Annotated in this window: 21 protein-coding genes; 6 read left to right on the plus strand and 15 right to left on the minus strand. The window is 74.0% G+C overall.

Features of this window, described 5'->3' with window-relative positions; translation table 11 throughout:
- Positions 1 to 10: 10 nt before the first annotated feature.
- A complete protein-coding gene (gene ddaH / locus GA0070622_RS02660; protein WP_172967886.1) occupies positions 11 to 844 on the plus strand; it encodes a dimethylargininase in 834 nt (277 codons plus the stop codon).
- Positions 845 to 898: 54 nt separating this feature from the next.
- Here ddaH and GA0070622_RS02665 read toward each other — a convergent pair whose 3' ends face one another.
- Positions 899 to 2,119 (minus strand): ABC transporter substrate-binding protein, encoded by a 1,221-nt coding sequence (locus tag GA0070622_RS02665; RefSeq protein WP_091567892.1) that lies wholly within the window; start codon positions 2,117 to 2,119, stop codon positions 899 to 901.
- A 49-nt stretch (positions 2,120 to 2,168) separates the two neighbouring features.
- The gene (locus tag GA0070622_RS02670) at positions 2,169 to 2,996 is read right to left on the minus strand and encodes an alpha/beta hydrolase family protein (protein WP_091567896.1); all 828 of its coding nucleotides are present in this window, start codon (positions 2,994 to 2,996) and stop codon (positions 2,169 to 2,171) included.
- Positions 2,997 to 3,054: 58 nt separating this feature from the next.
- Here GA0070622_RS02670 and GA0070622_RS02675 point away from each other — a divergent pair, with 58 nt between their 5' ends.
- Positions 3,055 to 3,645, plus strand: a complete 591-nt coding sequence (locus GA0070622_RS02675; protein WP_091567901.1) for a bacterial proteasome activator family protein — start codon at positions 3,055 to 3,057, stop codon at positions 3,643 to 3,645.
- A 35-nt stretch (positions 3,646 to 3,680) separates the two neighbouring features.
- On the opposite strand, the gene GA0070622_RS02680 is transcribed toward GA0070622_RS02675, so the two are convergent.
- The 3 genes from GA0070622_RS02680 to GA0070622_RS02690 all read right to left on the minus strand — a co-directional run bounded on the left by GA0070622_RS02680 (position 3,681) and on the right by GA0070622_RS02690 (position 6,226).
- Positions 3,681 to 4,493 carry an HAD family hydrolase gene (locus GA0070622_RS02680; protein WP_091567905.1) on the minus strand — a complete coding sequence of 271 codons (813 nt, stop codon included), beginning with the start codon at positions 4,491 to 4,493 and terminating at the stop codon, positions 3,681 to 3,683.
- Complete coding sequence (locus GA0070622_RS02685; RefSeq protein WP_091567909.1) at positions 4,493 to 5,314, minus strand: HAD family hydrolase; 822 nt, start codon at positions 5,312 to 5,314, stop codon at positions 4,493 to 4,495. Before GA0070622_RS02685 ends, GA0070622_RS02680 begins: the two co-directional genes overlap by 1 nt.
- A gap of 174 nt (positions 5,315 to 5,488) precedes the next feature.
- Positions 5,489 to 6,226 carry a hypothetical protein gene (locus GA0070622_RS02690; protein ID WP_091567914.1) on the minus strand — a complete coding sequence of 246 codons (738 nt, stop codon included), beginning with the start codon at positions 6,224 to 6,226 and terminating at the stop codon, positions 5,489 to 5,491.
- 119 nt (positions 6,227 to 6,345) lie between these two features.
- Here GA0070622_RS02690 and GA0070622_RS02695 point away from each other — a divergent pair, with 119 nt between their 5' ends.
- From GA0070622_RS02695 to GA0070622_RS02705, 3 genes are all read left to right on the plus strand, one after another.
- Complete coding sequence (locus tag GA0070622_RS02695) at positions 6,346 to 6,774, plus strand: OsmC family protein (RefSeq protein WP_091567918.1); 429 nt, start codon at positions 6,346 to 6,348, stop codon at positions 6,772 to 6,774.
- A gap of 88 nt (positions 6,775 to 6,862) precedes the next feature.
- Positions 6,863 to 7,207, plus strand: a complete 345-nt coding sequence (locus GA0070622_RS02700) for a metallopeptidase family protein (RefSeq protein WP_172968049.1) — start codon at positions 6,863 to 6,865, stop codon at positions 7,205 to 7,207.
- A 95-nt stretch (positions 7,208 to 7,302) separates the two neighbouring features.
- Entirely contained in the window at positions 7,303 to 8,025 is a 723-nt protein-coding gene (locus GA0070622_RS02705; protein ID WP_091567924.1) for an AIM24 family protein, read from the plus strand.
- Positions 8,026 to 8,068: 43 nt separating this feature from the next.
- Here GA0070622_RS02705 and pheA read toward each other — a convergent pair whose 3' ends face one another.
- The 4 genes from pheA to GA0070622_RS02725 all read right to left on the minus strand — a co-directional run bounded on the left by pheA (position 8,069) and on the right by GA0070622_RS02725 (position 11,054).
- Entirely contained in the window at positions 8,069 to 9,025 is a 957-nt protein-coding gene (gene pheA / locus GA0070622_RS02710; protein ID WP_091576790.1) for a prephenate dehydratase, read from the minus strand.
- 10 nt (positions 9,026 to 9,035) lie between these two features.
- Entirely contained in the window at positions 9,036 to 9,551 is a 516-nt protein-coding gene (locus GA0070622_RS02715; protein ID WP_091567927.1) for a hypothetical protein, read from the minus strand.
- Positions 9,552 to 9,640: 89 nt separating this feature from the next.
- Positions 9,641 to 10,087: a hypothetical protein gene (locus GA0070622_RS02720; RefSeq protein WP_091567937.1), complete on the minus strand. Its 447-nt coding sequence runs from the start codon at positions 10,085 to 10,087 to the stop codon at positions 9,641 to 9,643.
- Positions 10,088 to 10,316: 229 nt separating this feature from the next.
- Complete coding sequence (locus GA0070622_RS02725; protein ID WP_091567941.1) at positions 10,317 to 11,054, minus strand: hypothetical protein; 738 nt, start codon at positions 11,052 to 11,054, stop codon at positions 10,317 to 10,319.
- A 162-nt stretch (positions 11,055 to 11,216) separates the two neighbouring features.
- On the opposite strand from GA0070622_RS02725, the gene GA0070622_RS02730 reads away from it, so the two are divergent.
- A complete protein-coding gene (locus GA0070622_RS02730; RefSeq protein WP_091567945.1) occupies positions 11,217 to 12,428 on the plus strand; it encodes an arginine deiminase in 1,212 nt (403 codons plus the stop codon).
- Between the two features lie 21 nt (positions 12,429 to 12,449).
- Here the strand turns inward: GA0070622_RS02730 and GA0070622_RS02735 are convergent, their stop codons facing one another.
- From GA0070622_RS02735 to GA0070622_RS02760, 6 genes are all read right to left on the minus strand, one after another.
- Positions 12,450 to 13,334 carry a DUF5926 family protein gene (locus GA0070622_RS02735; RefSeq protein ID WP_091567948.1) on the minus strand — a complete coding sequence of 295 codons (885 nt, stop codon included), beginning with the start codon at positions 13,332 to 13,334 and terminating at the stop codon, positions 12,450 to 12,452.
- A 61-nt stretch (positions 13,335 to 13,395) separates the two neighbouring features.
- Positions 13,396 to 13,812 (minus strand): ATP-binding protein, encoded by a 417-nt coding sequence (locus tag GA0070622_RS02740; protein ID WP_245666105.1) that lies wholly within the window; start codon positions 13,810 to 13,812, stop codon positions 13,396 to 13,398.
- 64 nt (positions 13,813 to 13,876) lie between these two features.
- Positions 13,877 to 15,331, minus strand: a complete 1,455-nt coding sequence (locus GA0070622_RS02745) for a sensor histidine kinase (protein ID WP_091567954.1) — start codon at positions 15,329 to 15,331, stop codon at positions 13,877 to 13,879.
- 76 nt (positions 15,332 to 15,407) lie between these two features.
- Positions 15,408 to 16,199, minus strand: a complete 792-nt coding sequence (locus tag GA0070622_RS02750; RefSeq protein ID WP_091567959.1) for a glycerophosphodiester phosphodiesterase — start codon at positions 16,197 to 16,199, stop codon at positions 15,408 to 15,410.
- A 14-nt stretch (positions 16,200 to 16,213) separates the two neighbouring features.
- Positions 16,214 to 16,549 carry a rhodanese-like domain-containing protein gene (locus tag GA0070622_RS02755; protein WP_091567965.1) on the minus strand — a complete coding sequence of 112 codons (336 nt, stop codon included), beginning with the start codon at positions 16,547 to 16,549 and terminating at the stop codon, positions 16,214 to 16,216.
- A 28-nt stretch (positions 16,550 to 16,577) separates the two neighbouring features.
- Positions 16,578 to 17,453 carry an LCP family protein gene (locus GA0070622_RS02760; RefSeq protein ID WP_091567969.1) on the minus strand — a complete coding sequence of 292 codons (876 nt, stop codon included), beginning with the start codon at positions 17,451 to 17,453 and terminating at the stop codon, positions 16,578 to 16,580.
- Positions 17,454 to 17,656: the final 203 nt, after the last annotated feature.

Here is a 17,656-nt window from a genome sequence, read left to right on the forward strand (position 1 = left end):
GTACCTACTCTTGGTGACCGTGAACCAGCAGCGAGTCTCGCGAAAGCGGACATATCTCATGTGCTCGCCCGAGCACTTCGCGGTCGAGTACGCGATCAACCCGTGGATGGACGTGACCACGGCGGTCGACGCCGACCTGGCGGTCAAGCAGTGGGACCGGCTGCGCGAGACGCTGGTCGGGCTCGGTCACGAGGTGCACCTGCTGACGCCGGAGGCCGGCCTGCCGGACATGGTCTTCGCGGCCAACGGGGCGTTCGTGGTCGACGGCACGGTCTACGGCGCCCAGTTCAAGCACGAGCAGCGGGCCGCCGAGGCCGCCGCGCACCGGGCGTTCTACGAGGAGCGGGGCTGGCGGTTCATCGCGCCGAGCGAGACCAACGAGGGCGAGGGCGACTTCGCGTACCTGCCGGAGGCGCACGGCGGGCTGGTCCTGGCCGGCCACGGCTTCCGGACCGAGCCGGCCGCGCACGCCGAGGCGCAGGAGGCGCTCGGCCGCCCGGTGGTCTCGCTGCGCCTGGTCGACCCGCGCTTCTACCACCTGGACGTGGCGCTCGCCTCGATCGACGACGAGAACATCGTCTACTACCCGGGCGCCTTCTCCGCGGCCAGCCAGCGGGTGCTGACCCAGCTGTTCCCCGACGCGGTCGTGGCGGACGACGAGGACGCCCTGGCCTTCGGCCTGAACCTGGTCAGCGACGGGCTCAACGTGGTGCTGAACAACGAGGCGACCCGGCTGGCCGGCAAGCTGAAGGCGGCCGGCTACCACCCGGTGCCGGTGGAGCTGGCCGAGCTGAAGAAGGGTGGCGGCAGCGTGAAGTGCTGCATCGCCGAGCTGCGGCACTGACCGCCGCACGCACGAAGGGCGGCCTCCCCCCGGGAGGCCGCCCTTTCTCGCGTGTCAGCCGAGCGTCGCCAGCTCGTTGATCACCACGTTGGAGAGCATCCGACCGTCGAGCTGGACCTTGCGCAGGTACCACTTCTGCTGCGGGGTACGCGGCTGGTTGAACTGCCAGGAGCCGCGCGGGCTGTCGACCTGGCCGATCTTGCCGAGCGCCAGGTTGACCTGCTGCGGGGACGGGTCCCGGCCGACCAGCCGGATCGCCTTGTCGAGGACCAGCGCGGCGTCGTACGAGGCCATCGCGTAGGTGGTCGGGGAGGCGTTGAACGTCTTGCGGTACGCGGAGGCGAACACCCGGTTCGCGGTGTTGTTCAGGTCGGCCGAGTAGTTCAGCGCGGTCTCGATGCCGAACTTCTCGATCAGCTGCCGGTCGCGGCCCTTCTCGCCGTCGTCGAGCTGGTCCAGGACGGTGCCCTCGGTCAGGAACCCGGGCGCGTAGACCGGCCCCCGGTAGCCCTCGTCGTAGAGCTGCTTGACGAACTGCACCGCCTGCGGGCCGGAGTAGTGGCAGAAGACCGCGTCCGGATTGCGCTCCAGCGCCTTGCGGATCGGGCCGGAGTAGGCCCGCTTGCTCGGGGTGGCGTAGTCGGGCGTGTAGATCGGGTCCTCGGTGAGGCGCCGGCCCTGCTCGTAGCCGCGCCGGAAGCCGGCGACGACGTCCTGGCTGCCGGGGCCCTGGGTGCCGAAGACGGCGATCGTGCTGGACGCGTCCAGGTTCTGCCGCAGGTACTGCCCGAGCGCCACGCCCGGCTCGTCGAGCACGTAGGAGGTGCGCCAGATGTAGACGACGCCCTGCAACGTGGCGGGGGAGGCGTTGGAGCCGATGAGCGGCACCCGGGCCTGCTCGACGGTGTCCCTGATGCCGGTCATGACGACCGGGTCGACCACGCCGGTGAGCGCGAGCACGCCCTCCTTGAGCAGCCGGTCGACGGCGGCCTTGCCGGTCGCGGCGCTGTTGCCCTCCTCGGCCGGCACCAGCGTGACCGGGTGGCCGCCGAGCTGCTGGGAGTGCAGGCTGAGGAAGAGCTGGAAGCCGTTGGTGATCTCTTCGCCGATGACCTTGTTCGGGCCACCGCCGGGCACGATCAGACCGATCTTGATCGGGCTGCCGGCCGGGGCCTGCTCCGTGGTGTCGTCACCGGAACCGCAGCCCGCCGCGAGCCCGGTGGTGCCCAGTGCGGCCAGCAGTTGCAGCGCCCGCCTGCGGTTCATCTGTGCCACCGAAATTCCTTCCCGACGGGGTGGCCATGATGCACACCCCTCCGGCGTTCTACCTGGTCGGCAACGCTGCGTCAATGCCCGGATGATCATTGTGAAGGGACCGCAACGCCGCGACCACCTGCGGCCACGCCGCGGAGTCCGGCGCGATCAACCCGAAATGTTCGCATTCCGGCAGCTCAACCAGCGCGGCGTCGCCTCCGGCGGCCCGGTCTGCGGCCACCCAGGCGCGGCTGATCGCGACCGGGACCTGACGGTCGAGAAGACCATGCATGACTACGGTGCGTGTCCGGACCGGCACCAACGCCGATGGATCCGCCTCGGCGTACCGATCCGGCACGTCCGCCGGGCCGCCGCCCAGCAGCGCGGCCACCGCGCCGTCGTCCAGGTCCAGCCGGTACGCCTCGGCGAGGTCCGCGACCGGCGCCAGCGCGAGCACGCCGCCGACCGTCTCCGGGGCGCGTCCGGCCACGTACAGCGCCAGGTGCCCACCGGCCGAGTGACCGACCAGGATGGGCGGGCCGGGCGCCACCCGGCCGGGCAGCGCGGCGGCGGCCAGCGCCGGCAGGGCGGCGACCCCGGTGCGCACGTCGGTGAGCGTGTGCGGCCATCCGCCGTCCGGCTGGCCGGTCCGGCGGTATTCGATCTGGGCGACCGGATGGCCGAGCGCGGCCAGCGCCGCCGCCATCGGGCCGGTGTGGGCACGGTCGTACCCGGCCCGCCAGAAGCCGCCGTGCACCACGACCACCAGCGGACGGGCGGGCCCGTCGCCGGCCGGTCGGCGCAGGTCGGCGCACTGGTCCGGGTGGTCGCCGTAGGCGACGGTCGCGTCCGGCGGGGGAGCCGGCCGGGTCAGCACGTCGCGCGGGTCGCTGGACATGCGGCGACGGTAGCCTGCCCCCGGTCCGGGCGCGTGCGCGTGGTCGGGGTGGGTAAAGATGGGTGCCATGACCGAAGCGCACTCCGCCGGACACGACGACGAACAGGGCAACGATGGCATCCCCGGCACCGTGGTGGTGGTCGGGCCGGACGGCCGCCCGGTCGGCACGGTGCAGACCGACGAGGGCAAGGGCGAGGACCCGACCCGTCTGGTCGAGCAGCCGGCCAAGGTGATGCGGATCGGCAGCATGATCAAGCAGCTGTTGGAGGAGGTGAAGGCCGCCCCGCTGGACGACGCCAGCCGGCACCGCATGCGGGAGATCCACGAGCGCTCGATCGTCGAGCTGAAGGAGGGCCTGGCCCCCGAGCTGCGCGAGGAGCTGGAGCGGATCTCGCTGCCGTTCACCGAGCAGCAGGCGCCCAGCGAGAGCGAGCTGCGCATCGCCCACGCCCAGCTGGTGGGCTGGCTCGAGGGGCTGTTCCACGGCATCCAGGCCGCGCTGGTGGCCCAGCAGATGGCCGCCCGGGTGCAGCTCGAGCAGATGCGGTCCGGCCGGCAGGCGCTGCCCAGCGGCCCCGGCGGGATGATCCCCGGCATGCCGGGGATGCCCGGCACCAACGAGGGCCACGCGCCCGGCCAGTACCTGTGACCCGTCGGCCGGGGCGCGTCACGCGCCCCGGCCGGTCAGTCCACCCCGAAGACCTCCTCCAGGTACGCGGCGACCCCGTCGTCGGTGTTCGCCCCGGTCACCTCGTGCGCGATCTCCAGCACGGCCGGGTGGGCGTTGGCCACGGCCACCGCCCGGCCGGCCCAGGTCAGCATGGGCACGTCGTTGGGCATGTCGCCGAAGGCCAGCACGTCCCGCTCGTCGATGCCCAGGCGGGCCGCGTACCAGGCCAGGCCGGCCGCCTTGGTCACGCCGGCGGCGGAGATCTCGATCAGCCCGCTGTAGGACGAGTGGGTCGCCTCGGCCAGCCCCTCCAGCGCGCCGGCCACCACTCGGACGAACAGGTCCGGATCCTGCTCACCGGCGCGGACCAGCAGCTTCACCGCCGGCGCGGCGAGCAGTTCCTCGGGCGACTCGATTGCCCGGATCGCCTCCGCGTCGGCGTCCCAGCGCAGCGGGTAGTGCGCCTCGTGCCGCATCTGCCGGCTGTCCACGATCTCCACCGCGAAGCTCACCCCGGGCACCTCGGCCCGTAGCCGCCGGGCCACCTCGGCCAGCAGCTCCGGGGCGAGCGGGTCGGCACGCAGCACCTCGTCCGCCACCGGGTCGTAGACCACCGCGCCGTTGGCGCAGATCGCCGGCAGCGGCGCGGCGAGCTGGTCGTACACGAGTTGGAGCCAGCGGATCGGACGGCCGGTGACCAGCACGACCGGCGTGCCCGCGGCGACGATCCGGGCCAGCACCGCCGACGTGCGCGGGCTGAGCGTCCGGTCGTCGCGCAGCAGCGTGCCGTCGATGTCGGTCGCGACGAGTCGGGGTGGATCTCCCATCACCGGGAGAGTAGTCGGTCCAGGTAGACCGCGACGCCGTCGTCGTCGTTGCGCAGGGTGATCTCGTCGGCCGCGGCGCGCACGTCGGGGTGCGCGTTCGCCACCGCCACCCGGGCCCAGCCAGCCCAGCCGAACATCGGCAGGTCGTTGGGCTGGTCGCCGAAGACCAGCACGTCGGCGGGGTCCACCCCGAGCTGGTCGGCGATCACGCTCAGCCCGGTGGCCTTGTCCACGCCCGGTGGGCAGATCTCGACGAAGCCCAGCCCGGCCTGGGTGAGCGTGGCCACCTCCGGCGGGACGATCCGGCGGGCCGCCGCCAGCAGGTCGTCGACGTGGTGGTCGGCGGTCCGGGCGAACGCCTTGATCACGTCGCAGGAGAGGCACTCGGCGCGGCTGCGCGCCTCGAACCGGTCCGGGTAGGGCCAGCTCGGGTGGTAGTCGCCCCAGAGCGGCGCGTCGTGCTCGTCGGACGCCTCGACCATCACGGTCAGCGGCCCGACGGCGGCCTCCAGGTCGGTCAGGAGCTGGGCCAGCACCTCACCGCGCAGGCGCTCGTCCCGCAGCACCAGCGGCCCGGCCGGGTCGCTCTGGTCGACCACCCGGCCACCGCCGGCCATCACCAGGAAGTCGGCGGCGCGGATGTCGTTGCGGGTGAGCTCGGTCAGACGCGGTCCGCGTCCGGTCGCGCCGACCACCGGGATCCCGGCGGCGCGCACCCGGTCCAGCACCCCGTGGGTGTACGCGGAGACGGTGTCGTCGCTGCGGACGAGCGTGCCGTCGAGGTCGGTGGCGATCAGCTTGGGCAGGCCCGGGCGGGTCATGGTTCCTCCTTCGCCCGCCGCCGTCACGTCGGCCGCCAGGTCCTCGGTGCCGCGACCCTCGAACGGCGGGCAGCAACCGTATCTCGCGAAAGGGGCGGCAACCACGGCTTTCCGGCGAATCGGCCGCGAATCCCCGGCGGCCGGTAGGTGGCCGCCCGGCGGGAGCCCGAGCGGTCAGCGGGAGCGTTCGGGGCCGGCGAACGGCACCGTCGGTTCCACGGTCAGGTCGGCCGGCGCCGGGGGCGCCTCGTCGTCGGCGGACCGGCGCCGCCGGCGGGCCGGTGTTCCCGGCGGCTCGTCGGACGGCTCCGCTCCGACCTCCACCGGATCGGTCCCCCGGTCGCCGGTCCGGCCGGTCAGGTGCAGCGCGACCGCCAGCAGTGCGACGGCGAGGAACGCGGTGACCAGGCCACGCCCGTGCTGCACCTGGAGGCTCTGCTCGGTCGAAAAGAAGACGATGCGCCGGGCGAGCTGCTGGAGGGAGGCGGCGGCCGCGACCAGCACGCCGAGCAGGGGCGCCGCCAGACCCAGCCCGGCGATCCGGGCGTGCCGCCGCACCGCCGGGGCGCCGCGCAGCGCCAGCGCCACCGCGACCGACAGCCCGAGCAGACCCACCAGGTACGCCACCCCGAAGCCGCCGATCTCGGCGACCCCGCTGGGCAGGCGGAGGGTGTCGTCCCCGTCCTGGTCGTCGTTCGGCAGCGTGATGACCAGCCACTCGCCGATCAGCGAGGCGAGCGCGGCGACCGCGCCGAGCCCGACGAGCACCGGCGGCAGGCGGTGGTCGCGGCCCAGGCCGGCCAACGACCGGCCGACCCGGCCGGGCGGCGCCTCGTCGGCGTCACCCCACTCCACGACGGTGGTGCCGTCGTGCCGGTCGTCCTGCCTGGGGATGGGGAGATCCTGCGACATCGGCCACCCTTCCCGTACGCGGGCCTGCGTCGAATCATGGCACAGCTGACACCCGGGCACCCGGACCGCGAGCCGCCGGACCGGTGCGGGGCGGCCCGCTTTCGGTTAGCGTCGGTGCCATGCCTATCCGTACCGCTTCCGCTCGTTGGCAGGGCAACCTGACCGAGGGGTCGGGCACCGTCCGCACCGGCAAGGGCGGCCTGTCCGGCAACTACTCCTTCAAGTCCCGCTTCGAGGAGGGCGAGGGCACCAACCCCGAGGAGCTGATCGGCGCCGCGCACGCCGGCTGCTTCTCGATGGCCCTCTCCAAGCAGCTCGCCGACGCGGGCGCCACCGACACGTCGGTGGAGACGACCGCCAAGGTGCACTTCGACAAGACCGACGCGGGCATGACCGTGACCCGCATCGACCTGGAGACCGTCGGCCAGGTCCCCGGCCTCGACGAGGCGGAGTTCACCAAGCTGGCCGAGGCGGCCAAGGAGAACTGCCCGATCTCCCGGCTGCTCTCCCCGGGCGCGCAGATCACGCTGAACGCCCGTCTGGCCTGACACCACGTACGGGACGGCGGGGGTGTCCTCCGGGGCGCCCCCGTCGCACCGCGTGCCGACCGCGAGGGAGTGACCGGGCCGCGTGGCCGTGGAGATGAGCCGGGACCGGTTCGAGGAACTGGTCGGCGAGGCGCTCGACGAGGTGCCCGAGGAGCTGCTCGGGCTGATGAGCAACGTGGTCATCCTGGTCGAGGACGATCCACCCCCGGGCGAGGACCTGCTCGGTCTCTACGAGGGGCACGCGCTCACCGAGCGCGGCTGGGACTACTCCGGCGTGCTGCCCGACCGCATCCTGATCTACCGCAACCCGATCCTGGCGATCTGCGACACCGACGAGGACGTGGTCGACGAGGTCGCGGTGACGGTGGTGCACGAGATCGCCCACCACTTCGGCATCGACGACGAGCGCCTGCACGCCCTCGGCTGGGGCTGACCGGTCCCCGGCGCGTCCCCGCTCGGCTGATCCCGTCGGTTGCGCCGGTCCCCTAACCTCCGGATCAGGCACATCCCGATGCAGGAGGAAACCCCATGCGCAGCGCGCTGTTCTCCGCGGAGAACCTCGAGAAGGAGTCCCAGCAGCCGGGCATGCGGCTGCAGAACTCCAAGATGCTGAAGATCGAGCTGAACGGCGAGGCGATGGCCCGCGTCGGGTCGATGGTCGCGTACCAGGGCCAGGTGCAGTTCCAGGCGCTCGGCTCGGGCGGCATCGGCAAGTTCATCAAGCAGCGGCTGACCGGTGAGGGCGTCCCGCTGATGAAGCTCACCGGACGCGGCGACGTGTTCCTGGCCGAGCTGGCCAAGGACGTGCACATCATCGACCTGGAGCCCGGCGACGCGCTGTCCATCAACGGCTCCAGCGTGCTCGCCTTCGACTCCAGCCTCCAGTACGACATCAAGATGGTCGGCGGCGCCGGGATGGCGTCCTCGTCGGGCCTGTTCAACTGCGTCTTCACCGGGCACGGCCGGATCGCGATCACCACCAAGGGCACCCCGGTGGTGCTCAACGTGGACGCGCCGACGTACGTCGACCCGCAGGCGGCGGTCTGCTGGTCGGCCAACCTCCAGACCGGCTACCACCGGGCCGAGCAGCTCGGCCTCGGCACGCTGCTCGGGCGCAGCACCGGCGAGGCGTTCACGATGAGCTTCGCCGGGCAGGGCTTCGTGGTGGTGCAGCCGTCGGAGGAGCCGCCGGTGGCCGGCAGCGGCGCCCAGCAGCAGCAGGGTGGCCTGCTCGGCGGCCTGCTCCAGTGACCGGCCGCGCCGGGTGCGCCCTGGGGGAGCACCCGGCGCGGTCTCAGTTCAGCTCGCCGGCGCGCAGCCGGGCCAGCCAGGCCGCCGCGTCGGCGTAGTCGGCGTCGGAGAGGCCGGCCGGCGCGGGCGTCGGCCGGTCGGCCGCCGCCGTGCCCCAGCGGTGCCGGGGGTACGACCCGAGGAAGCGCACGTCGGCGCAGACCCGGCGGAGCCCGCGGAGCGCCTCGCCGAGGCGTACGTCGGCGACGTGCCCGGCGCAGTCGAGGAAGAACACGTAGCGGCCGAGCGCCTCGCCCGTCGGGCGGGACTCGATCCGGGTCAGGTTGACCCCGCGCACGGCCAGCTCCATGAGCACCCCGAGCAGCGCGCCCACCCGGTCGTGCGCGATGTAGACCGCCAGCGAGGTGAGGTCGTCGCCGGTGGGCGGTGGGGGCGGCCCGGGGCGGGAGACCAGCGCGAACCGGGTCACCGCGTCCGGATGGTCGGCGATCTTGTCGGCGAGGACGGTGAGCCGGTGCCGGGCGGCGCCGATGGGGGCGCAGATCGCGGCGTCGTACTCGCCGCTCGCCGCGCCGGCCGCGGCGGCGCCGTTGGAGAGCACGTCGACCACGGTGGCGTCGGGCAGGTGGTCGCGGAGCCAGCCCCGGCACTGGGTGGACGCCTGCGGGTGGGCCGCCACGCTGCGCACGTCGGCCGGGGTGACGCCGGGTCGGCCGGCGAGGACGAACTCCACCGGCAGGACCACCTCGCGGGTGATCACCAGGGGGTCCCCCTCGGCCAGCTCGTCGAGCGTGACGCCGACCGCTCCGCCGATCGAGTTCTCCAGCGGCACGAGGGCGGCGTCCGCCTCCCCGGCCCGTACGGCGTCCAGCGCCTCGCCGACGCTGCGGGCCGGCGTCCGGTCCCCCCGCTCGGCGGCGGGCACGGTGCGCAACGCCTGCTCGGCGAAGGTGCCCTCGGGGCCCAGGTAGACGAAGCGGGTCGGCGGTGTTCCCGGCATGGCGACCAGCCTACGCACCCGGGGCACCGTCGCAGGCCAGGGTGCGGATGCCGGGGGGACCGGCGGCGCGCACCTCGACGCCGCACACGTCGGTCCCGGCGGTGACCAGGGTGGGTGCGCCGGTCGGGCCGCGCGTGACCACCTGGAGTTCCTCGTGCCCGGTGACCGCCAGGACGGTGTAGTGCCAGCCCTCGGCGCAGAGCGGTCCGGTGCGGACGGTGACCTTCACGTCCCGGGGCAGCACCCCGGCGGAACCGCGCAGCAGCGCCACGATCCGGTCGCCGGACGGCTTGCCCCGGCAGGGTGTGGCAGCCGGATCGGGGGTCCGGGTGGTGGGCGGCGGCGCGGCCGGGGTGACCGGTGGGGTCGGCGGCGCGCTCGGGGTGGGCGTGGCGGACGCCGAGGCGCGGGGGCCGGCGGTGGCGGCGGGCTCACGCAGCTCGGGCGGGGTGCCGCACGCGGTGAGCGCGAGCAGGGCGAGCAGTGTCACCGGGGCGGACCGGCGGCGGGGTGCGGTGCGGGGCACTGTGCAGTCCTCGGCATCGAGGGGCGTCGACGCGGCCCGAGGGCCGAGCCCATCGTAGGAGGATCATCCGCCGGGGTGAAGCCCGGTGGTCAGACCACCGAGAAGAACGTGAGTGAGCCGGCCACCGAGGCGCCGGTCAGCACCGGTGTGGAGATCGCGTCGACCGTGGTGCCGGCGTCGGAGCCGGGCCTGCGGACCCGGAGCAGCCCGCGGGCGAGGCGGCCGGAGTGCAGCGCGAGCAGCGGCGGGATCTTGTCGGTCTCCTGCTCGGTGAGCTCGCTCGGGCTGGCGGTGAAGTCGACCAGGCGCAGGCCGCCCTCCAGCAGCGGCAGGCCGATCACGTCCTCCGGGGCGCCCAGGCAGAGCAGGTCGCAGCCGGACGAGGAGATCGCCACCACGCAGGTGTCGGCGTCGATCAGCAGGCACGGCTCGGCGGCCCGGGAGACGGTGCCGGACCACTGCCCGACGTTGTCGGACTCCTGCTCGGCCGGTGCCTCCCCGAACACTTCCGAGAGTGAGAGCTCGACGTGGGCCACCGCGCCTCCTATGTACACCGACGGTCTGTCCACGCTAGCCGGTCGGCACGGCGGCCTTCCGGCCGCGCTGCGCTTCCGGTCGCCGGTGCCACCCGTGGGTCGGACGGCTCGGGGACCGGGGGACAGGCGTCGGTGCGACGGGAACCCCGGGGCCGGGCGGCCGGCGACGACGCGGACCGACGGAACCGGTCGGGGCGGAGCCGTGGACCGCGTGGCGTCGTCGGAGACGTTACCGGCGGGCGGCCCGCTTGTCAGCGGCCGTTCGGCCCTCGTCATACCACCGGTAGTCGGCTGATGGACGGTACGTGCCGTTGAGCCACGTCGACGGTGCCTGGGCGACCCGGGACAGCTTCTCGGCGGTGGCCGGGCTGATCCGGTTGCCGGCGGCCACGAGCAGCCGGTCCAGCTCCCGGTGGGTGGCCATGAGGCAGTCCTTCGGCAGGCCGTAGACGCTGATCACCCCGGAGCCGACGAACGTCAGCACCGGGGTGACCGGGATCGGCAGGCCGACCGCGTCGGAGAGCGCCTTGCTGGCCCGCTTGGCGTCGCGACGCGCCTCCGCCACATAGGGCGGACGCTTGCCGTTGATCTGCACCACGTCGCCGGCGACGAGGACGCGGGCCCGGCCGTGGTCGGCGATGGTGACCGCGAAGAGCCCGCTCGGCCCGATCGCGAGGAACCCGGCCCGGTCGTCGTGGCCGTGGTCGAAGAGGGCGTCGGCGGGATCCGTCCGGGGCCACTCGATCACGTGCCACGCGGGGCCGAGGTGGTCGAGCTGCCCCAGGGCACGGGCCCCGGCCGCTTCCAACCGGCGGGCACCTCGCTCGGCCCGACGGCGGCGCGCCCACTCCAGGGGTGTGGGTCGGGCCGGCTCGAGCACCGACGTGGCCTCGACCCGGGGATGCGGCACCGAGCGGGGCGGCAGTGCCCGGCTCGGTACGGCTCGACGAGCGGGAAAGACAGTCATCGCGACCTCCGGCAAAAGGTCTCTCGAAGTTATGTCTCCACTACCCTACGTTGCACCCCGGGGGGCTCGGCAAGTTGGAGCGCCGGAGTGAGTGCGGATGAATGCCATATTCATTCACACTTCTTTTCCGGATGGTGCGGAAGCCTGCCCTACGCTGCGAGGGTGACCCACTACGTGGACAGCGAAGTGGCCCGACTCGGCACGGTGCTGCTGCACCGCCCGGGACCGGAACTCGCCCGCCTCACCCCACGCAACAACGACAGTCTTCTGTTCGACGCTATCCCATGGGTGGGACGGGCGCAGGAGGAGCACGACGCCTTCGCGGCCGCCCTGCGCTCGCGCGGGGTGGAGGTGCTCTACCTGGCCGACCTGCTCGCCGAGACGCTCGCCGTGCCGGACGCCCGGGCCGAGCTGACCGAGCAGGTGCTGCGGTCCCGCCGACTCGGCGACACCCTCCGCCGCCGGGTCGCCGACCACCTGGCCTACCTCGATCCGGCCGCCCTGGCCGACGTCTTCGTCGCCGGGCTCGCCCACGAGGAGCTGCGCGTCGGCGCCGACCGGCCCGGCGGTCTGGTCTGGACGCTGATGGACCGGCACGACTTCGTCATCGACCCGCTGCCGAATCTGCTCTTCACCCGCGACTCGTCGGTGTGGATCGGCGACCGGGTCGGGGTCACCAGCCTGGCCATGCCGGCGCGCCGGCGGGAGACCACGCTGACCGACGCGATCTACCGCCACCACCCGCGCTTCGTCGGCACCGAGTTCGTCTACCACCCGCGCCTGGAGCACCTGGAAGGCGGCGACGTGCTGCTGCTCGCCCCCGGCGTGCTCGCCGTCGGCGTCGGCGAGCGCACCACCCCGGCCGGCGCGGAGCGGCTGGCCCGGCAGGTGTTCGCCGCCGGGCTGGCGCACACCATCCTGGTGGTGCCGATCGCCCAGGAACGCGCCACCATGCACCTGGACACGGTCTGCACGATGGTCGACGTCGACGCGGTGCTGATGTATCCGAACATCGCCAGCGAGCTGTCCGCGTACACGGTCATCGCCGGCGCGGACGGCGACGAGCCGCGGGTCGACGGGCCGGCGCCGTTCCTGCGGGCCGCCGCCGACGCGATGGACCTGGACCAGCTCCGGGTGATCGACACCGGCCTGGACCCGGTCACCGCCGAGCGCGAGCAGTGGGACGACGGCAACAACACGCTCGCGCTCGCGCCGCGGCTCTGCGTCGGCTACGAACGCAACGTGGAGACGAACGCGCAGCTGGAACGGGCCGGCATCGAGGTGATCGCGATCGCCGGCTCGGAGCTGGGCTCCGGCCGGGGCGGCCCCCGCTGCATGTCCTGCCCGCTGGTACGCGAGCCGCTGCGCGGGTGAGGCCGGCCCGGCCGGAGCCGCTCAGCGCAGCGTCAGCTGGCGACCGAGCAGGCCCTGCCGGGCGCGGCGGCCGGCCGCGTCCAGCGGCTCCCGCTCCGCCACCGCCTCGGCGTAGCGCTTGGCGAACTCGGCGACCGGCGCCTCCCACTCGGCGGCCGGCGTGTCCTCCGGCAGGTCCCAGACCGGCACCAGGCGGCCGTGCGCCCGGAACATGCCGGCGAACCGGGTGTCGTCGCCCAGCGGCAGCGAACCGGCCGCGGCCAGCCGGGACAGCGCGTCCAGCGCCGCGTCCTCGTCCTCCGGCAGCACCCAGCGCACGTGTGCCTTCTCGGTGACCTGGCACCAGTACGCGGCCCGGGCCGCCGCCAGCTTGACCGTCGGGTAGATCGCCGCGTTGGCCCGCTCCAGGGACGCCTGCACGTTCGGGTCGTCGGTGGCGCCCGGGTCCAGCCAGAACTCGAACCCGTCGTGCATGCCGATCTCCAGCGGGCCGTCCACCAGGACGTCCTGGAGGCGGGGGCCCGGCCCGGGCAGCGGCGGCACGCTCACCTGGCCGCCCGGCTCGGTGCGCAGCGCGCTGAGCAGCGCGTCGGCCAGGTCCCGGGAGACGTCGCCGGACTGCTGGTGCCGCTGCAGGCCGATGAAGACCCGCCCGTCCGGCTTGGTCATCGCCGGCGCGGCCATCGGCAGGACGGTGGCCAGGGTGACCGGGCGGTCGCCGTACTCCTCGACCAGCTCGGGGGTCAGCCGCAGCGGCGCGGACGCGGCCGGCACCAGCTCGCGGAGGGCGATCCACTCCGGCTCGTCGGCCAGACCCTCGAACGGTCGGGGCACGAAGACGTCGCGCACCTTCTCCCGCTTCGGGGTGGCATCTGCGGCCCGTTGGCTCTTTCGACGCTTGCTCACGGCCCCACAGCCTAGATGCCGACCCGGACCCGCCGGGGCCGGACCCGCGGGCCCGGCCGGCTCAGCCGGCGGCGACCAGGTCCGGTCGGTGCGATCCGGCCGGGTCGAACTCCGCCCAGACGCTCTGACCGAGGCCGTCCCGGTCGACGCCCCACCGGCTGGAGAGCCCGGAGACGATGTGCAGACCCCGCCCGTCGACCGCGTCCGGGGACGCGACCCGGATCCGGGGACCGGCGCCGGAGTCGCCGTCGGTCACCCGGAGCTGGACGCTCGGCCCCCGCTCGGTCGTCCGCAGCCGCCAGGCCACCCGCACCACCCCGCCGGGCAGCGGGTCGGCGTGCCGGACCGCGTTGCCGACCAGCTCGGCGAGGACCGCCACCAGGTCGGCCAGCAGGGCCGCAGGGACGAGGCCGGTCAGCTCGTCGGCGAGCCGGTGCCGGGCCAGGCGCGCACCGGTCGCGTGGTGGGGCACCACCACGCACCACGATCGTTCGGCCGAACCCGTCGACACGTCGTTCCTTCCACCCCCGTGGGCGCCCGGGTCAACCCCGGGGCAGCCGCACCTCCGCGACCGTACCTCCACCGGCCCTTGGTCGGAGGGATACCCATCCATTCTGCTGTTCAACGATCTGGCGGACGAGATAGAGCCCCAACCCGGCCCCCGGATAGCGCCGACGGTCGCCGGACTCCCCCTGCCAGAACCGGTCGAAGGCGCGTTCCACGTGCTCCGGCCGGATGCCGATGCCCCGGTCGGCGACCCGGAACGACACGGTCCGCTCGTTCGCCTCGGCCCGGATCTCGATCGGGGTGTCCGGCAGCGAGTACTTGCCCGCGTTGGTGCCCAGCTCGGTCAGCACGGTGCTCAGGCTGTGCCGGTCGCCGAGGGCCTTCGGCAGGTCGGCCGGCAGGTCGAGCACGACCCGGTGCCGGATGTCCGCCGGCAGGTCGGCGACCGCCGCCCGCAGCGCGTCGACCAGGTCGAACGGGGCGGTCGGCTCACCGCCGGAGCGGTGCTCGGTGGCGGCGGTCAGCAGTCGGTCGACCAGCCGGGCCAGCTCGTTGGCGCGCTGCCCGATGATCCGGGCGGCCTGCCGCCGGTCGTCGTCGCTGAGCGACTCCCAGTGGTCGGTGAGCGTGTCCGCGTACCCCTTGATCACGGTGACCGGGGTACGCAGCTCGTGGCTGGTCACCGCGACGAACAGGTCGCGGTCGTGGTCGCGCCGCTGCTGGTCGGTGATGTCCCGGAAGGTGACCACCCGCAGCGCGGTCGGGCCGGGCAGCTCGCCCGAGGTGATCCGCAGCCAGCGCCCGTCCGCCATCCGGTGGTCCAGCACCTGCCCGGGCGGGGGCAGCGGGAACGGCAGCGGCCGGCTCAGCGCCTCGTCCGCCGGCCGGCCGGTCACCTGGGCCGCGGCCGGGTTCCAGAGCCGGACGCGGTGGTCGCGGTCGACCACCGCCAGGCCGTCCGCGAGCGCCGCCACGACCGGGCCGTCGCCGTGCACCGGCAGGCCGGTCTGGTCGCCGTACATGTGCGCGATGCAGGCGGCGACGTAGCCGACGACGGCGCGCTGCGAGGCGTCCAGCGGCTCGCCCGCCGGGTAGAGGGCGTGCAGGCTGCCGACGGTCAGCCCGCCGATCTCCGCGCGCGCCACGATCATCCGGCTCAGACCCCGGCCGGCCACCTCGTCGGCGAGCGCGCCGGGGATCGCGTCCACCCGGACCTCCCGCACCGGTGGGCCCGCCAGGAGGCAGACGGTGGCCGGGTCGGTGGCCGGCAGCGGGCGGCCGATCACGAACTCGGCGCTGCCGGTCGCGGCGATCACCCGACCGCCGGCCGGGGTGAACTCCACGAAGACCAGGCCCGCCGCGCCGACCGCGGGTTCGACCTCACGGAGCAGGCTGGTGAGCACGGCGAGGCCGGACTCACCCGAGTTGATCATCTTGATCACGGACGTGTGACCGGCGATGAGGGCGGGGTAGTCGGTTCGCTCCGGCATGTCCCGAGTGTGCCGCGCCGTCCGCGCCGTGGACACCCCCGCCCGGGCGACCGTCCGCCGGACGGATCGACGAGGTTCACCGGCCCAACCGGGCCAGGGTACGGGCGGGCCGGTCGGTGATCACCCCGTCCACCCCGGCGGCGAGCACGAGTTCCAGGTCCTCCGGCTCGTTCACGGTCCAGACGTAGACCGAGTTCCCGGCCGCCCGCAGCGCCGGGACCAGCTGCGGGCGGGCCCGCACCAGCTCCACCCCCGGCCCGGCGATCCGGCTGCCGAAGGGCAGCCGGCCCAGCCGCAGCCAGCGCGGCAGCACCTCCAGCAGCAGCACCGTGGGCAGCGCCGGGGCGAGTTCCCGGATCCGCCGCACGGCCAGCGGGGAGAACGACATCACGGTCACCTGGACCGGGTCGTCCGGGCCGGGCTCGGTGAGGCCGTGCCGGCGCAGCAGGGCGACCAGGCGACGCTCGACGTCGCCCCGGTGACGCGACGGGTGCTTGGTCTCGATCAGCATCCGGACCGGTCGCCCGGCGGACCGCACCGCGTCGAGCAGCCGTTCCAGCGTGAGCAGGCGGGTGTGCGACTCGTCGAGCGGCGCGGCGCCCTTGGCCACCGCCGCGGCGGGGTGCCAGGAGCCGAAGTCCAGCGCCTCCAGCTCGGCGAGCGTACGCGCGCTGACCAGCCCACGGCCGTTGCTGGTCCGGTCCAGCCGGCGGTCGTGCACGCACACCAGGTGACCGTCGCGGGTCAGCCGGACGTCGCACTCCAGCCCGTCCGCACCCTCGTCGAGCGCCCGCAGGTAGGCGGCGAGGGTGTGTTCCGGCAGGTCGTACGAGGAGCCGCGATGGGCGAAGACCAGGGGGGCGGTCATGGCCGGGACGTGCCTCAGGCGACCCGGCCCGGCTGCCCGTCGTCGGTGACCACCGGGCGGCCGGCGGCGGCCCAGTCACCCATCCCGCCCTCGACGTTGCGCACCTGGTCCCAGCCGTTGCGGAGCAGGTAGCCGACGACCTGGCCGGAGCGCCCGCCGGAGCGGCAGATCACCGCCACCTCACGGTCGTCGGGGATCTCGGCGAGCCGGGCCGGCAGCTCGGTCATCGGCAGGTGATGGGCGGCCGGCGCGTGGCCGGCGGCCCACTCGTCGTCCTCACGGACGTCGAGCAGGTAGACGTCGTCGGGCACGGCCGACGCGGGGACGCTGGGAAGCTGGGCTCCGAACACGATTGCCAAGCCTAGCCGCCCGGACCGGTCAGAGCCGGGTGACCCAGCGGGAGTTGGCGCCGGCCCACTCCGGCACCCGCCGGTCGCGCAGCGCGGTGAAGAGCCCGTCGCCGCCGTTGTCCAGCACCACGTACGACACCTGGTCGATGGTCTGCGGGTAGGAGGGGACCCGGACGCCGCGCAGGGCGTCCGCGGGCAGGCCGCGGAGCGCGAACAGCAGCTCGTCCAGGGGTACGCCGTTGGTGTCCACGGTCAGCGCTCCGCCGACGGCGCGCAGCACCCGGTCCAGTTTCACCGGGTCGGTGCGCAGGTGCGTCTCGCCGGCCCGGTCGAGCACGGCCCGCAGCATCTGCTGCTGGTGCCGTTGCCGGTCGAAGTCGCCCCCGGGCAGGTCGTAGCGCTGCCGGACGTAGTCCAGCGTCCGGGCCCCGTCCATCTGCTGGCAGCCGACGTCGAACCGGGTCTTCGTGTGGATCGAGCGGACCGGCGTGTCCACGCACATGGTGATGCCGCCGAGCTGGTCGATCACCTGCTTGAAGCCGGAGAAGTCGATCAGCGCGGCGCCGTCGAAGCGGATGCCGGTGAGCCGGGTGAGGGTGGCGCTGAGCAGCCGCGCCCCGCCCTCGCCCCCGCCGCCGTGCTCGTACGCGGCGTTGACCTTGTCCTGGCCGCCCGGGAAGCCGGGCGCGGCCGGGACCGCGACGAGCAGGTCGCGCGGGACGGAGATCAGGTACGCCTGCCGCATCCCGGCCGGCACGTGCACGATCAGGATGCTGTCCGAGCGCTGGTCCTCCGGGTTCGCGCCGGGGCGGTGGTCGGAGCCGATCAGCAGGTAGTTGAGCGCCCCGTCCAGGTTCGTCCGCTTCTTGCGGGCGGTCGGGTCGAGCAGCTGCTCCTTGGCCACCGTGCGGTCGTACCGGTGGGTGAGCCAGTTCAGCCCGGCGACGCCGAGCGCGGCGAGCAGGACCAGGGCGAGCCCGGCGCCGAGCAGGAACCGGGGCCAGCGGGCCGGTCGGGCCGGCCCGCGTCGGTTCCGTGCTGGCCTGGACGTGACGATCCCCCCGTGGTCGCGACATGAGACCCGCTCACGTCAGGCTACGGGGGGAT

It is taken from the genome of Micromonospora sediminicola, assembly GCF_900089585.1.
Classification (GTDB): Bacteria; Actinomycetota; Actinomycetes; order Mycobacteriales; family Micromonosporaceae; genus Micromonospora; species Micromonospora sediminicola.

What these genes read in the sequence shown, in the direction of transcription:
- GA0070622_RS02695 (WP_091567918.1), top strand. Translation starts at nt 6,346, where the DNA reads ATGCCTATCCGTACCGCTTCCGCTCGTTGGCAGGGCAACCTGACCGAG.
- GA0070622_RS02675 (WP_091567901.1), top strand. Translation starts at nt 3,055, where the DNA reads ATGGGTGCCATGACCGAAGCGCACTCCGCCGGACACGACGACGAACAG.
- GA0070622_RS02685 (WP_091567909.1), bottom strand. Translation starts at nt 5,314, where the DNA reads ATGACCCGCCCGGGCCTGCCCAAGCTGATCGCCACCGACCTCGACGGC.
- GA0070622_RS02705 (WP_091567924.1), top strand. Translation starts at nt 7,303, where the DNA reads ATGCGCAGCGCGCTGTTCTCCGCGGAGAACCTCGAGAAGGAGTCCCAG.
- GA0070622_RS02725 (WP_091567941.1), bottom strand. Translation starts at nt 11,054, where the DNA reads ATGACTGTCTTTCCCGCTCGTCGAGCCGTACCGAGCCGGGCACTGCCG.
- pheA (WP_091576790.1), bottom strand. Translation starts at nt 9,025, where the DNA reads ATGCCGGGAACACCGCCGACCCGCTTCGTCTACCTGGGCCCCGAGGGC.
- GA0070622_RS02670 (WP_091567896.1), bottom strand. Translation starts at nt 2,996, where the DNA reads ATGTCCAGCGACCCGCGCGACGTGCTGACCCGGCCGGCTCCCCCGCCG.
- GA0070622_RS02745 (WP_091567954.1), bottom strand. Translation starts at nt 15,331, where the DNA reads ATGCCGGAGCGAACCGACTACCCCGCCCTCATCGCCGGTCACACGTCC.
- GA0070622_RS02750 (WP_091567959.1), bottom strand. Translation starts at nt 16,199, where the DNA reads ATGACCGCCCCCCTGGTCTTCGCCCATCGCGGCTCCTCGTACGACCTG.
- GA0070622_RS02690 (WP_091567914.1), bottom strand. Translation starts at nt 6,226, where the DNA reads ATGTCGCAGGATCTCCCCATCCCCAGGCAGGACGACCGGCACGACGGC.
- GA0070622_RS02680 (WP_091567905.1), bottom strand. Translation starts at nt 4,493, where the DNA reads ATGGGAGATCCACCCCGACTCGTCGCGACCGACATCGACGGCACGCTG.